Annotated in this window: 11 protein-coding genes; 1 reads left to right on the top strand and 10 read right to left on the bottom strand. The window is 36.1% G+C overall.

Translation table 11 applies throughout. The annotated features are described in order from the left end of the window. Positions 1-277: 277 nt before the first annotated feature. Together F6K27_RS10855 and F6K27_RS10850 are read right to left on the bottom strand one after the other, a co-directional pair. Positions 278-514: a NifU family protein gene (locus F6K27_RS10855; RefSeq protein ID WP_287273275.1), complete on the bottom strand. Its 237-nt coding sequence runs from the start codon at positions 512-514 to the stop codon at positions 278-280. 104 nt (positions 515-618) lie between these two features. Then, positions 619-1,266, bottom strand: coding sequence for a DUF3386 domain-containing protein (locus F6K27_RS10850; RefSeq protein WP_287273274.1), 648 nt, complete (start codon positions 1,264-1,266; stop codon positions 619-621). Between the two features lie 482 nt (positions 1,267-1,748). Here F6K27_RS10850 and F6K27_RS10845 point away from each other — a divergent pair, with 482 nt between their 5' ends. After that, positions 1,749-3,512, top strand: coding sequence for a serine/threonine-protein kinase (locus F6K27_RS10845; RefSeq protein WP_287273272.1), 1,764 nt, complete (start codon positions 1,749-1,751; stop codon positions 3,510-3,512). Between the two features lie 116 nt (positions 3,513-3,628). On the opposite strand, the gene F6K27_RS10840 is transcribed toward F6K27_RS10845, so the two are convergent. The 8 genes from F6K27_RS10840 to F6K27_RS10805 form a co-directional block, all read right to left on the bottom strand. Then, positions 3,629-3,943, bottom strand: a complete 315-nt coding sequence (locus tag F6K27_RS10840) for a sugar phosphate isomerase/epimerase (protein ID WP_287273270.1) — start codon at positions 3,941-3,943, stop codon at positions 3,629-3,631. Between the two features lie 195 nt (positions 3,944-4,138). Then, positions 4,139-5,149 (bottom strand): sulfotransferase domain-containing protein, encoded by a 1,011-nt coding sequence (locus F6K27_RS10835; RefSeq protein ID WP_287273268.1) that lies wholly within the window; start codon positions 5,147-5,149, stop codon positions 4,139-4,141. 602 nt (positions 5,150-5,751) lie between these two features. Then, the gene (locus tag F6K27_RS10830; protein WP_287273267.1) at positions 5,752-6,954 is read right to left on the bottom strand and encodes an MFS transporter; all 1,203 of its coding nucleotides are present in this window, start codon (positions 6,952-6,954) and stop codon (positions 5,752-5,754) included. Between the two features lie 393 nt (positions 6,955-7,347). Beyond that, positions 7,348-8,340 (bottom strand): zinc-binding alcohol dehydrogenase family protein, encoded by a 993-nt coding sequence (locus F6K27_RS10825; protein ID WP_287273266.1) that lies wholly within the window; start codon positions 8,338-8,340, stop codon positions 7,348-7,350. Between the two features lie 75 nt (positions 8,341-8,415). Next, on the bottom strand, positions 8,416-9,732 hold the full coding sequence (locus F6K27_RS10820; RefSeq protein ID WP_287273265.1) for an RNA-guided endonuclease TnpB family protein: 1,317 nt from the start codon (positions 9,730-9,732) through the stop codon (positions 8,416-8,418). A gap of 244 nt (positions 9,733-9,976) precedes the next feature. Continuing rightward, positions 9,977-11,170 carry an MFS transporter gene (locus F6K27_RS10815; RefSeq protein ID WP_287273264.1) on the bottom strand — a complete coding sequence of 398 codons (1,194 nt, stop codon included), beginning with the start codon at positions 11,168-11,170 and terminating at the stop codon, positions 9,977-9,979. Between the two features lie 560 nt (positions 11,171-11,730). Beyond that, positions 11,731-12,498, bottom strand: coding sequence for an SDR family NAD(P)-dependent oxidoreductase (locus tag F6K27_RS10810; RefSeq protein WP_124143325.1), 768 nt, complete (start codon positions 12,496-12,498; stop codon positions 11,731-11,733). 475 nt (positions 12,499-12,973) lie between these two features. Then, positions 12,974-13,720, bottom strand: a 747-nt coding sequence (locus F6K27_RS10805; protein WP_287300864.1) for a sugar phosphate isomerase/epimerase, incomplete at its 5' end; no start/stop codon positions are given.

Raw genomic sequence — 13,720 nt, 5'->3', positions numbered from 1 at the left:
ATGTATACCAGGGAGCAGGGGAAAAAACATTCCCTGTCTGAGTTTAATCATCAATCTATGTCCTAAGCAACTTGTTCCTTACTGTAATATCATGTCCGGATAATTAGTGATCAAAAAAAGTTTCTCTTTACTTCTTCTTTCTTCCCTCCTGACTCCTGAGGACTGACTCCTTCGTCGTTTATTTATAACTGTTCAACCGGACATGATATAACTGTGCGTTTTCTGATTAAGAAATTTCCCACCCACACCAAAAATAATGTGAGTGGGAAAAATATAACTACATCACAGAATTGACTTCAACAATTTCAGGAATTTCTTCCCTAAGTTTGCGCTCGATACCCATTTTGAGAGTCATAGTAGAACTAGGACAAGAACCACAAGCTCCCATTAGTCTAAGATTTACTATCGGACCTTCAATTTCTACTAATTCCACGTTACCACCATCTGCAACGAGATAGGGACGTAATTCATCTAATACATTTTCCACATTTTCCGGGGTTAATGCTTTAGCCATTTTTTCTCCTTGTTTTGTTGAATTTATAATATTTAGAACTATGGTTGTCCTAAATTAATCTTAGCTGAATTAACATCAAAATAGACCAAAAGCTCAGATTGTTTCTACACAACTGCTGGTTCTAGCAATTTGATATTAGAGTAGTTAAATTCGGTTGTTGTTACTTGACCTTTTTCTGTAGAATTGACTACCTGACGAGTCATTATGTAGTAACTGCCAATTTTTTCATAACTGTCCTCAAACTCTAGTTCTCTGATGATTTCATTGGTTTGAGGGTTGCGGAAAATGGCGTTATAGTGAGTAGCAATAAAACCTTCTCCTGTATCCAAGCTTTTGTGAGTATTAATCACGAAAGCCATTCGGCCCATTACCCGACTAACTAGACAAATTTCTCTGCCTCTAACCTTGTAATTTGACCCCATTGCATCACCCTCGACGAGAATTTCTACTGCACCAGTTTCATCCCGATCGCCTAGACTAAAACTATTTTTACCGTGGGATGCTTCAAAGGATGAACGTTTGCGGTGAGTAACTACGTCCCGCAGTTGAGTATAAACGCTTTGTTGTACTTCTTCATCTGAGATACCTGTGACTTCTACACTGAAGTCTGCTTTTATCGAAATTTGGCCATTGTACAGTTCTGACCCTTGTTTTAGTTCAATATCGGCACTGTAACCAGGAAAATTAGAGTCCCAAGTGTAGCGATGTTCGTAGGCAGCTTTAAATAAATCACGAGCATTTTGTTCTGTCATAGAAACCTCTTTTTCTCCAAATTATTTTGCATTATTTTACCATAAAAGAGTCCTTTTGAAATTTATTAGCACTGTGTTCAACTCATCTCAATAATTAGGTAATAAAAAACAGTCTCTCAGGTATATCGATACTTACGATTGTATAAAAAGTATAAAAAAATACCATCTTTAGGAAAAAATTTATTGTAAATACTTTAGCTATAAACAGCAATTAATATAGCTCGATTATGCCACTTATTTTTAGCATAATTAAGTACAAGTATAATAAAAGTTTGCCAGCTAACTAAGTAACTAAATAACTTCTGATGTACCTAATTTTTATTTCATCAAAAAAAAATTATAATTCTTAAATATTATTGCCAAAATGAGGAATAGCGGTAATTTGTAATTGCTACTCAATAAAAAATATGGTATAATTCTTAAATAGAGTTATTGCATTAGCACCCCATTTACAGGTAGAAAAAAACGGCGGTACTATTAACATGAACCAAGACCTTTCTAGCCACGGCTATCAAATTATTAGAGAAATAGAACGTCACCAAAACGAAGGAGAAGTGACATATCAGGGACTAGCTCTCAAACAAGACCAAGAGGTGGTCATTAAAGAATTTCGTTTTGCAGATAGTGATGCAAATTGGGCAGGGTTTGAAGCTTACGAACGAGAAGTAGAAATTCTCAAACAACTACAACATCCTCGTATTCCCAATTATGTAGACTCTTTAGAAACCACCGAAGGATTTTGCTTAATTACAAAATATCAAAAAGGCAATTCTTTAGCAGAAAGAAGAAGTTTTACTCCCGAACAAATCAAGCAAATTGCGATTTCAACTTTAGAAATTTTAGTTTATTTACAAAAGCAAACTCCACCAATTATTCACGGTAATATCAAACCAGAAAATATATTAGTTGATACCCACTCCCATGGTGAAAGATTCCCTATTGCACATTTAATTAATTTTGGTTCTGCACGCATAGGAAGAGAAGATATTTTAAGTGATGCTATAAGTGGTACTCCAGGGTTTATGTCACCAGAACAAGAATTAAATGGTACTGTTACTATAAATTCTGACTTATATAGTTTAGGCGCAACCTTGATCTGTTTGCTAACAGGTACTCCTAGTACAGAGGTCAAAAACTTAATAGACCGCAACTATAGTTTTAATGTCAAAAAATTAATGCCACAACTGAGTACATTATTCACAATGTGGCTAGAAAAAATGCTGTCTCCCAATAGCAAAGACCGTTTTGAAAATGCAGCAGCAGCTTTAGCCGCACTCAAACCAATTCCCATGTTTGGTGATGCTGCTAATTTTAAGAATGTGACGATGGCAATGAAACCTGTAAAAACATCTGCTATATTTGGAATGGCTAGTATTACAGCTGTTGCTATATTAGCTACTAGTTTAACAGTGTTTCGACAGCAACAACAACAAACTAATTTCTCGAAAACACAAAGACCTCAACAGGAAATTGTCACCAAAAAAATCTCAGGTAAGAGTGCAGTTGAGCAATTACAAACAACTGGAGAATGCCAAGGTTGTAAGCTTCGTGGTGCTGACTTGGCAGCTATTAAAATTGAAGATGCTTATTTGCGAGAAGCAGATTTATTCAAAGCTAATTTGAGAGGTATCGAACTCAGGGAAGCTAGATTGCAAAATGCCAACCTCAAAGGTGCACAAATGCAAGGAGCAAACCTAGTTAAAGCTAAACTACAGCAAGCTAATTTGTCTAACGCTCGTTTAGAGGGAGCAAATTTGATGAGTTCTAATTTGCAAAATACCAAATTGGAAAAAGCTTTCCTTCGTGGAGCAACTTTAATGAGGGCAGTATTAGAAAATGCTAATTTACGACGAGCTAATTTATCTGGTGCAAATTTGATGAATTCTAATTTGCAAGCTGCTAATTTGCAAGGTGCTAGTCTTAAAGATGCTAAACTCACTAAAGCGAATTTCAAAGGAGCGAATTTAAGAGGAGCGAATTTAGGTGGGGCAATGATGAGTCGTGCTAATCTCCGAGGTGTAGATCTCAAGGGGGCAGTCTTAAAAGATGCTGATCTCAGGAGAGCAGACTTAGTAGGAGCAAATTTGACTGGTGCTAAGTTAATGGGTGTTGACCTCAAGGGAGCTAAACTCAAGGGAGCTAACCTGAAAAATGCCAATTTACAAGGAGCAAATATCGAAAATGCTAATCTGCAAGGGGCAAATTTGCAAGGGGCAATTATGCCTGATGGTAGTTTGAATGAGTAGTTGAATAATTCAGAACTTACGCATAACCACCACATATAGCAAAATTTGTAGGGTGCGTTAGACGGCTAAAATCTAGATTGCGGGTGGTATTTAACAATCCGTCGTAACGCACCATTTTAGATACGGCTAAAATCTAGTGGCGCGTCAAGCTTAAAATGGTGTATTAGCTTCATAGGCAAGAAGTTATCATCACAGACCATCAGGCGATCGCTACTTCCTAAATCTACATTACTAGGAGTCATGGAAAATATTTCTAACCCATTATCTGCCAAAATATTTTTCACATTTTGAGGTTGAGTTTGATTAATATCTACATATAATTCCACTCCATCAAAACCCATCTCTGAAATAATATTGGCAGTTTTTTCTAATTTATTCTGACCAAATATCCAGGTAGTAACGCCGATTTTTCGCTGTATACTTATACTCATTTTATTGGTAAATATATTACAAAAAAAATCAAATCAAGCATCGCTGCTTTTGGGTATAAATAGATATATGAAATCTATTAAATTCATTGGAGCAGCGGTTAAAGGGAATAGTAAATAGTGACTCATAAATTGATTATTCTGCCCTATGACCTATTCCCTTATGCAATAATTGCGAGGAGCAAAAATTCCAGAAAATTAACAAAGTAAATCCTCTAAAGAAAAGAAATCTATCACATGGGGACAGGTTTCTTTTTTGATCTGTACATAATTCCGCCACAAATTCAGCTCACTATCGCTCAAGTAATTTTTCCAATCTCCTACAATTCCTTTGCGTATATGTGCCTTAGATGGATGATTTCTATCACCAACTTCTTGAGAAACCAAAACATCAGATAAGCTTCCATCTTTCTCAATGTGTCCCTGATTTGATTTTTCTTTCATCTTTGTAAAATTAGTAGCTCTAGATATTTCTGAAGCATCATAGGATTCAACTCCAATAAAATTAGCAAGTTCATGTATAGCGGAAATAGCATTATCTTTTTTCATGTCTTCATACCTTAAAAATAATGCCTCAATTTCTCCTTCTTTAGAAGCTTTGAGAAATTCTTCGTGATAGTCAAACCAATCACCGCTCTCAAATTTTCCTTCTAGCGCTACTTTGGAAAAGAAATGATGCCAAGATCCGTTATATTCAAAAACTTCTTTTCCTCTAACATGATGCCATGCAGAAACAAACGTATCTAGAGGATGTCTTAAACATTGAATTATTCTTGCTGGTTGTTTGATTAAACCTACACTAGCATGGGATTTAAAAAATCGTGGGGATGTCGCCCCCTCAAACTTTGAAAATATTGAACCCCAGTTTTCTGTACTTGCAGCCAAATCTAACCAAGGACAAAAAATGTCTGTACAAAAGCCTAGTGAAATACCTTTTTCACAAACTTTTTTTACTAAATGTCCAAGTATTGATATAGTCCAAGTTGTACCAGATTTTGGATAAGTTGCTACATAAATATCACCATCTCTAGGCAAAAAATGATTAAATACGTTTTCCATCCCATTCTTAGTAACAATAGTGCAGGTGTAAAAATTTTCTATTGCATTTACATCAAATGAACGGGGTATATAGTTCATTTTTGGCTCAGAAGTTTGAAATAAATTTGCCGAAATCTGTGGTTCAGAAGTTTGAGATAAATTTACAGACATAGTATATCGGGATAAGTGAACTTAGTAACTTATATCATGTCCCGTTAAATATTTAGGGTTTGCGCTCAAAAGTCTTTTGGGTAGGAGACAGGAGACAGGAGACAGGAGACAGGAGGAACGGGGAATAAGTGAGGAGGCAGAAGTAAGAATTGTCAATTTGGGATTTTTCGGCCCAACTATGCGCCTAAGATACGCTCCATGCATAAGCATGAACAGCTGAAACAGGTGCACTTTTTAAAGGCCCCAAAAAGGCACTTGTCTTTATATGTCAATGCTTTTAGATTAGATCGGTAAACCCTATTTACACTAAGCGTGAAAAAAGAATGTTACGAATAGTAAGAGGAATAAAAAGACAAATGCAGGATATGTCCTTTGACAAAAAAAATGATTTCTGACCTGAAAAATGGTATTGAAGCTATTAATTCTGACTCCTGAGGACTGAGGACTGACTCCTAAGAAATATCCTAGCTATTTGTAGCAAATATTTATCAATTTGGTATTACACTTTGGAGGAATGAAAGCAGAAGGCAGAGGGGAAAAAAAGGTTAGAAGAGATAAAGTTTTTTTTATAACTGATGACTGATATCCGTAAGAAGCTGCTTTCAACTTTTTAGGGAGGGAGTATTTATCCGCAAGTAACTAATAAGAACAAGAATAACCAAAGAAAAAATTGCGCTGCTATAAAAGACTCCTGGCATTCCCCAAATAGTAAACATAGTTCCTGCTAAAATTGGACCTGAAGCTTGCCCCAAAGATAAAGCTGTTACATTAACTGCCATAAAACCTGCTCGATATTCTTCAGGAGATAATTGTCCTAATAAAGACTGAGTTGAGGAAAATATCATAGCATGAGCAAAACCAGATAAAATGGAAGGTATAAATAGCAGCCAAATATTATTAACTGTTGGAATAATTATAAAAGCAATACAATAAATAACAAATGCAACTTTTATCAGAGTAACTTCAGATAGGGACTTGGCAAATAGCCCTAATTGAGATGAAACAAATGCAAAGGCAAGAGCTCTGCTTGCTAAAATAATTCCGATTACAATATGAGTTGCTCCTAACTGGCGATCGGCAAATAAAGGAATATAGGTTAAACAAGAACCAAATGAGAGAATAAAAATAGAAACAATTACTATTAACAAACCCCCTACTTGATAATTATTAATACTTTGCCAAATGTTTCTCAAATATTTTTTTAAGTTAAATGATTTTTGCTTAGGTCTTGCCGGAATTTTTAAATAAAATAAAACCCAAAAACTTAAGGGAATAGCCATCAAAGATAATAAGAAAGGATAGCGCCATCCCCAGGTAGTTAACCCACCACTAACTAAAGGATAAATAGTTAAAGCAAGACCGATATTCATGGCATTAAAAGCCATCGCTACTGTCAGTAATTTGCCGCGATAAAAGTCACTAATTAATGTTAAAACTAATGATTCTAGTGGTGCTGCACCAATTCCTTGTACAAAACGAAACTCTATTAAGGTCTGAAAATTGGGAGCTAATGAACAAATGGTTCCACCAATTGCAAATAAGAGTAAAGCAGGTATCAAAATTTGCTTTTTGCCATAACGGTCAGCTAATATTCCAAAGATTGGACTACCAATAGTAATAGGAATAACAAATGCTGAGATTACCCAACCAATATGTTCGGGAGAAACATTCAAATCTTCAGCTACTGAAGGTAGAATAGGACTTATAGCACCACTGCCTAAAAGTGCGATTAAAGTGATTCCAATAATAATCTGAAAATTAGAATCTTGGTAAATTTTGATAGAATTTTTTGTGCTTTGAGACACTTTTCCTTGATTAATCAATAAACTGTCTCATCTTACAACAGTTTTCGAGTCTCGGAGGTTTAACGAAGTCAGAAGTTAGAAGTCAGAAGTCAGGAGTCATATAAAATCCGGTTGAACACTTATTATATAGTTGGGGGGAGTAGGGGAGTAGAGGAGATTGAAGGCGAGAAAGTGTGGATAGAATTATAAATATATACTATATAACCGGATTCTATATCAGGAGAAAAAAAGAGGGAAGAAGAAGGAAAAAAAAGGAGAAAGTTTTTTCATCACTAGACATCTCCAATAATCAAAAATCAAATCAATTATCATACAGAAATTATCAATTCTTTCCCCCTACTGCCTACTGCCTCTTTTCTGGAGATGTCTACTAATTATCCGGACATGATATTACTACATATTAGTAGTTAAAACTAGCTGAGAAACATTAGTTCTATTGTGTACTTGTTCGTAGGCAATTATTCCTCCCCTAAGTGGGTAAGTAACGATCGCTTCTGGTGGTAAAATAGCATTTGTTTCAAACAAGGGATTGAGTTCTGCCAAAATTTCCCCACATTGAGTTACGTCAAAAGCTCGACTATCTACCCCAAACAAGCGCAACTCCCGGTGATAAAAATCCCGGAGGTCAAAACAAATTTTCGCTTCTTTTGGTGGAGCGCTAATAGCGACCAAACGACCTCTAGGACTGAGGGTCAACATACTATTTTCCAACATAGAACCCCCCACTGTATCCAATACAACATCCACACCTTTACCTCCAGTAGCAGCTAAAACAGCAGAATTAAGATTTTCCGTTGCCAAATTAATAACGATATCAACACCAGATGTTTCAACTATTGAATAATCTGATTCCCGTCGCACTGTACCTAAAACTTTAGCTCCCTTCCATTTTGCTATTTGAATTGCAGCTTTGCCAACCCCACCTGTTCCTCCCACTACCAAAACAGTTTCTCCTGGTTGTAAATTTGCTGCTTCAATCAAAGATAACCAAGCGGTAATATATCTAACTCCGATAGTTGCTGCTTGTATCATGGATATATTTTGAGGTTTGGGTTGTATTGCTGCTACAGGTAATACCAAATGAGAAGCGTGGGAACCATCGCGGATAAATCCAATATCGCCTCCTGTTCCCCAAACTTCAGTACCAATTAGATTTGGCTCACCTGCGACGACAACTCCAGCAAAATCTCTACCGGGTGTGCGTGGAAGAGTAGTATTTTCCATAACTCCCAAAATATTTTTCACGTCACTGGGATTAATAGATGCTGCATGAACTTCAACCAACACTTCACCTGGTTGCAAAACAGGAGTGGGAAGTTCTTCAAGTTTGAGTTGAGTCGTCGGAGATCCGAAATTATCAAAGCGAATGGCACGTATAGGACGCATAGTTAAAATTCCTGTTTATTTTGTTGTTTGACATCCTCCCGACCCTGACCTGCACCTGCAGCGCGGGATTCCCATCTATTCAAACAGACTAGGCTGAAAGAACTCAGGGCGGGTAGACGACTCATTACCATCAACTACCTTTTTACGGGTAGATTTACGTTGGATCCTCGTCTTGTTTAATGTCTCGGAGTGCCCCCCCGCGACTATATCAAAAAGTGATAGCTGAATTGGATTCTCAAGTTCCACAGTTTCTTCAACCTTGGTTTTGGGTTGAGGTGCTGTTTCTACAACTGTTTCTACAGAAGTATTGAGAATATTGATAGCAGCATTAATATCTCTATCATGTTTGGCACCACAATTTAAGCAAGTCCATTCACGGACATTTAACTCTTTCTTACCTCCTTTAAATCCACAACAACTACATTTTTGCGATGTAGGCTCCCATCTATCAATGACCCTAAATTCTCTGCCGTATTTTTCACATTTAGCCTCAGTTAAAGTCCTAAATTGTCGCCATCCTAAATCACTAATTGCTTTAGCCAACTTACGATTCTTAACCATACCTGAGGTATTCAAGTCTTCAAGCACAATTACATCGTATTTACGAATTAAATCAGTTGATAATTTATGAAGAAAGTCTGTACGAATATCTTTGACTTTTGCATGAAGTTTAGCTATTTTCAGCCTACGTCTTTCACGGCGTTTGCTACCAGGTTGAGTTTTGGCAAATTTACGTTGAAACTTACCTAATTTTTTGAGGTTATTTTTCAGTGGCTTAGGAGCTAATATTTTCTCTTCATTACTCAATGTAGCAAAAGTAGAGATACCCAAATCAATTCCGATTGAATTATCAGTTTTAGGCAGAGATTCCGAATTAGTTTCTACTACAAAACTAGCAAAATAACGATTTGCTGAATCTCTGATAATTGTTAGAGAAGTAGGCTCTTTTGGCAATTTTCTTGACCAAACTATTTTGATTTTGCCTACTTTTGGTAGATAGATTTTATCTTGACCAACTTTATAATTAGCTCCAACAAATCTAGCTGTCTGTTTTGACTTGCACTTTTTGAATTTTGGTGGTTTAACTTTAATACCTTTACGCTTGCCAGTACAGCGATTAAAGAAGTTTTTGTAAGCTTGGTCTAAGTCTTTGAGAGACTGCTGCAATGGAGTAGAAGCTACCTCTTTCAACCAAAGCAATTCTCTTTTAGCTTGTGTTATGAATTGCTTAGTTAAGTTAATATAGCTTGGTTTCTTTTCTCCTGAAGCATATAACTGATTACAATGTGCTAATGATTGATTCCACACATACCGACAACAACCAAAAAGTTGATTTAATTTAGTTATTTGGATCTGATTAGGGTAGATGCGATATTTATATCTAGCTTTCAAGAACTTTGACCTTTTTTTTGACACTAAAGCTTAACAGCGGAGTGTCTTTTCTGTTATTATAATACCACAAAAAAAGGAAAATTTTTCTTTTTATCCTCTTATAAAGAGAAGACTTTCAACCACAAATTTTCGGTAAAGTTGGTTGCAATAATTATAAAAAAGTCTGAGTTTGTAGTTGCGCTTTAGCGCTGCTAGAGATATTTGGAGCGCTTGAGCACAACTACGAGGAGGTTGCACAAAAATTTCATCTTGTCGATCTAGCACTCAAAAGTTGTTGCTTTGGTTTTTTCCAGAAAATTGTAAAGTATAAAATACTCAAAGCTGAAACTAGAACAAATAAGGCAACACCACAAACTCCGTTCCATTGCCAATTACTCCAAGCATAGTTACCAAAGTAAGACCCCATCGATCCTCCCACAAAATAGGAAACCATATAAACCGTATTCAGACGACTATGTATTTTGGCAGGCAAACTATAAATTTGTGCTTGGTTAGAGATTTGAGTTGTCTGCACTCCCAAATCTAACAACATTACTCCCAAAATTAGACCCCATAATTCATCTCTTGCTAAAGAAAATACTAAAAATGATGAACTAGAAATCACGACACCTAACATAGAAATCAATCTAGGATTTTTTCGATCTGCCATTCGACCAGCAATTATCGCTGTTATAGCTCCAACAATACCAACCAAACCAAACATTCCTGCTACTTTACTACTGTAGTTTAGGGGTGGCGCTTTCAGGAAAAAAGCCATTGTACTCCAGAAAATACTATAAGCAGCAAAAGACATTGCCCCAATTAAAGCTACTTGTCGCAATAATAATTGTTCTCGAATTACTTGTCCCAAAGAAAGAATCAATTTGGGGTATGAGAGAGTGACAGAAGGTTTTGCTTTTGGCAGTACAAATATTGATACTACTGCTATTAATATCATCAACCCACTAGCAAAGAAATATATTGCTCGCCAACCAAAATTTGCTCCGACGAATCCGCTAGTCATTCTAGCTAAAATAATCCCAATGAATAAACCACTCATCACAGTTCCGACAGCTTTGCCACGTTTTCCCGGTTCTACTAAAAAAGCAGCAAACGGTACAACAAGTTGGGGCACTATTGTAGTCATACCAATAAGTAAACTTGCAACAATTAACCAACTAATATTAGGAGAGATAGCTGCTGTTAGTAAAACTAGAGCAGTTGCTATCAGCATTGTCACAATTAAGCGTCGTCGTTCTATGATATCGCCCAAGGGTACAAATAGCAGCAACCCCAAAGCATAACCGATTTGTGTCATCATGGGAATTAACCCAACTTGCTGAGTAGGAGCATGGAAGCTTTCGGCAATTATTGCTAGTAGGGGTTGATTGTAATATAGGTTGGCAACTGTAGCTCCACCGACAACTGCCATAATTAATAAAGTTTTGTTAATACCCATAGTTAATTTTTGAGAATAGTTGTATATCTGTAGGTTGGGTTAAGCGACAGCGCAACCCAACAAAAACCTCTAAGCAAAACTTGTAGGGTGCGTTAGACAGCTATAATCTATGCTGTCAAAGGTATTTAACAATCTGTCGTAACGCACCATTTTAGATGTGTCGGTCCAGTAGGGTGCATTGCAACGCACTTACACCTTCCTTTGTTTGTAGTTTAATGTAGGTTGGGTTGAGCGATAGTGAAACCCAACACCAGTAAGGTTTTGTTGGGTTTAATTATTAAACCCAACCTACTGGACTGACACGACTAAAATTGTGCGTTACTACGGATTGCTGAATCCTTTTCATAGTCTGAATTTAAGCCGTCTAACACACCCTACAATTTTGCACAAAATTAGCTGTATCAGTCCACTACGCTTATTACACCATTTTAGCTGTGTCAGTCCACTACTACACTCAACCTAACCTACAGCAGCTCAATAATTTTATTGTTGGGTTTCGTTCCTCAACCCAACCTACACAAACTCAATAATTTCAGCTCAGACAATCTTACTTTTGACTTTTAAGTCTGTGCATACCCTGCATCTACAACTATGGTCTGACGAGTTATTGCTCTGGATGTATCGGAAGCGAGAAATAAATATGTTCCGACTAATTCTTGGGGTGTTAATTCTATGGGAATTGATTGTAACTCATGTACAGTTTTATGTTTTGCTTCTGGTGTCACCCACTGTTGGAGTTGCCTTTCTGTCATTATCCAACCTGGTGCTACAGAATTTACCCGAATATGGTGTTTGCCTACTGCTTCTGCTAAAGTCCGAACCATACCTACTATTGCTGCTTTTGTAGCATTGTAAGCAACCATATCTGGTTTGGCAATCCAAACTAGGTGAGAACTTGTCATAATAATACTACCGCCACCAGCATTAATCATTTCTGGTAATAATTCTCGACAGGTAATAAAATAATGTACAACATTTAATTGAAATAAATCATTCCATTGTTGTGCTGACATTTCTAGCAAATTACATCGGGGGTCGTAACCAGCATTGTTAATTAAAACATTTACTACTGGTTTGTCTTTTTTAACTTTAGCTAAAGTTTCTGTTAAAGCTTCACTATCAGTTAAATCTATTCCATAGACGTTGACTTTACAATGATATTGTTGGCATTCTTCAGCTACTTTTAAACCTCTTTCATAATCTTTATCTAAAATTGTAACTTCTGCTGCTTGTTCGGCAAATGTTTTAGTTAAAGCTTCGCCAATTCCATTACTACCACCAGTGATTAAAATATGTTTTTCTTTTAAGTCTTGATAGATGGGATTCATTTTGTTTTATCCTAATTTTAATTCGTAGTATTTAAAGGAAACAATAAGCGTAGGTTGGGTAGACGTAGGAAACCCAACAAAAATTGTTTGTAGTTGGGCTTTAGCCCCTCAAATACTTTAAGCATTCAGCTATTAGCAGTCATATTTCAGCAAAAAAAAGAGGATTTTAATGAATATAGACTGTTTCAGGCAGCTTTTATAGTAAGTATAAATTCTGACTCAATTAGTAAAGCTTTTATCTAAAATTAAAAGCAATAGTTGACGGCTGAATGCTTACCAAATACTTAACATAGCAGTATGTTTTTTGGTCAGGACAAGTAGTTGGGCTTTGGCTCCTCAAATACTTAATATAGCAGTACGTTTTTTTAGTTAGTACAATAAGTTTAGACTATTTGCGCAGCATTACTGTAGAAAAAGAAATAGAGGGAATATTCTAACATTAATTTAGGGCTAGAGCAAAACTACTAACCATAAATCAACTATTAGCAACTAATACTTTTGTTTGATTCACAATCCAATTTTTACTTACTGACAAATGAAATTTAAGTTCATCCAAATCTATCTCTTCTTTTGAACCTGGTGTTTGTCTTGGTTGAGCACATTCAATAATTATCGGACCGGAGAATTTAATCTTATCAAGTGCGTCGAAATGTTCGGCAAAATTAGTATGGCCAAAACCAATGCCTTTTCTGTTAGAATCAGCAATTTGATAAACACTCAGTTTATCCCCACATCTTTGAATAGCTTCAACTAAATTTGCTTCTTCTAAATTGCCATGATAGGTATCTAGAATAACAGTCATATTTGGCGAGTTAATTTCTGCAAGTAAAGATAAAACATCATTACTATTCAGAATGAAACGACATAAATAACGATTCAGAGGTTCAAATCCTAATTTGATTTGTGCTTTTTCTGCATAAACTGCTAATTCTTGGCAAGATGCAATTAAATTATCTCTGGAACCTGCATAAGTAGTTCCCATCTGACTCTGAATATATTCATGGCAAGTAATGATGGGATTTCCTAATTCTGCTCCATAATCAATTAACTTTTTATAGTAATCTAGAGCTGCCATTCTTGTTTGGCGATCGCTACTTCCTAAATCTACATTACTAGGAGTCATGGAAAATATTTCTAACCCATTATCTGCCAAAATATTTTTCACATTTTGAGGTTGAGTTTGATTAATATCTACATATAATTCCACTCCATCAAAACCCAT

Origin of the sequence: Okeania sp. SIO2F5, from assembly GCF_010692685.1 — a bacterium.
Taxonomy (GTDB): Bacteria; Cyanobacteriota; Cyanobacteriia; order Cyanobacteriales; family Microcoleaceae; genus Okeania; species Okeania hirsuta.
The sequence above is the reverse complement of the archived record's forward strand: the minus strand, read 5'-3'. Positions and strand labels throughout refer to the sequence as shown.